At 35.7% G+C, this 2,027-nt stretch carries 1 protein-coding gene and 1 pseudogene; both read right to left on the bottom strand.

Annotated features, from left to right (window positions below; all coding sequences use genetic code 11):
* A pseudogene (locus WBN20_RS08665) lies at window positions 1-196 on the bottom strand (DoxX family protein); the annotation flags it as partial.
* Window positions 197-588: 392 nt separating this feature from the next.
* Complete coding sequence (locus tag WBN20_RS08670; protein WP_424281394.1) at window positions 589-1,902, bottom strand: DEAD/DEAH box helicase; 1,314 nt, start codon at window positions 1,900-1,902, stop codon at window positions 589-591.
* Window positions 1,903-2,027 lie beyond the last annotated feature (125 nt).

Below are 2,027 nucleotides of genomic sequence, written 5' to 3' on the forward strand. Positions count from 1 at the left end.
GTGCAATAGCCAGAACCACTTTTAAAAATCCAATAACATAAAGGCTCCACTCTGGTAAACCGTAAGCTGCAAATTCCTCTTTAATTGTTTTTGCGCTACCTCCTCGCCATTGTGTGGCCTTATTGGCCTGAATAAGCCAGACATTTAAAATACTAACACCTACAATGAGCTGAAACGCAATAGATACATATTCCATATTTTTTTTTGAAAATATACAAAAAGTAAAATAAATTTGGCCATCTACTACTTCTTAAATAAAAAAATAAATAATCCAGCCGGGAAGTAAGTTTAAGTTGTAAACTGATATTAAGATTATTTATAGAACAAAGATTGGTTAAACTTTAAAGTAGTTTATTGGTCATTTCAAAAACCCAGTACAAGAATTTTGGATCTTCATTTTTAATAATTAGAAAATAAGAACTGTATTAAAGCCGAACACAGTCCATGTTAATTTGCTAAAAAAAATAATAATCTTACATGAAGAATAAATAAACAGATTACTTTTTTAACATCGTACAAAGTATATATAGCACAACAGAGGAACGAGGAACTAAGGATTATAGGTAATGTTCCATTCTTAACATCGCTTTATACAACGGTAACCCGTACTTTTTTCTTTTTTAAGCGGGTATTGTTTAATTTTTCCGCCAGCTCATCTGCAATAGTCACCGGGACGGCAACAAACGCACAATCTTGTTTTAGCTCAATGTTTCCCAATTGGTCCTGGTTTATTTTTCCCTGCTTAAAAAATAGCCCGGCGATATCTCCCTTAGAAATTTTGTCTTTTCTACCCCCGGAAATAAACAAGGTCTCCCAGAATTGGGCCTTACGAACGGCCTTTTTGGAGATGTTGGCTACTTTGGCATTTTTGATAAAATCTGGTAAGGATTCTTTTTCCCATTTCAATACATAAGCCGTTCCTTTTGAGTCTACTCTTGCAGTTCTGCCATTTCTATGGAGAAACTCTTCCGCAGATTGAGGGAGCTCATAATGAATAATAAATTTTAACTCCGGAATATCCAGGCCTCTGGATGCTAAATCTGTAGCAATTAAAATCTGGCTCGTCCCGTTTCTGAATTTTATTAAAGAACGCTCCCTGTCTTTTTGCTCCATACCCCCGGAAAAACAACTGTGCCTTAGATTATTTTTCTCTAAAAAGCGACTTACCTGGTCTATACTGTCTCTAAGATTACAGAACACAATTCCCGGTTGGTTACCAAGATGCCCTAATAAATCCACGAGGGTTTGTAGTTTATTTTTTGTTGGTGAACTTACCGCTTTTATCTCCAATTTTGAAACCACATTTTCTTTTAAATAATTGATGGTTATAGGCCGATCTAAACGCACAAAACCAGGCACCTTAAGACTTTGAGTGGCCGAGGTTAATACACGTTTATTTATATGAGGTAACTGATTGATGATTTGTCTCATTTCGGTCTCAAAGCCATCTTCTAAAGACTTATCAAATTCATCCAGAATTAAGGTTTTAATGCTTTCTTTAGTAAAACGATCGTTGCTAAAATGATCTGCAATTCTACCGGGTGTTCCTATTAAAATGGCAGGTACGTGTTTTAGTTCTATTTTGTCTTTAGACATGGGCCTCCCACCATATACCGCATTTACTTTAAAACCAGAACCCATACTGCGCACAACCTGCTCAATTTGTATGGCCAATTCCCTTGAAGGCACTAAAATTAACGCCTGCACATCTTTATTCCCGGGATCTAAGGTTTTAATGAGAGGTAATAAGAAAGCCAATGTTTTTCCTGTGCCCGTGGGAGAAAGAATTATGGTATTGGGTGTTCTTTCAATTACAGAAATAGCCTCCTCCTGCATAGGATTCAATTGATGGATATTTAGTTTTGTTAAAATATCCTGTTGTTCTTTTATGCTATTTGCAATAATAATTGCTACTTAGTACTCTTTTTGGAATCCTCGTTTTTTGGATTACCCTTGTTTGTTTGTGCCAAATAATTTGAGAGCACCTTGTCTATCAACTCATCTTTTGTTAAATGATGAAATACCGT

It is taken from the genome of Eudoraea sp. (assembly GCF_049665975.1).
Lineage (GTDB): Bacteria > Bacteroidota > Bacteroidia > Flavobacteriales > Flavobacteriaceae > Eudoraea.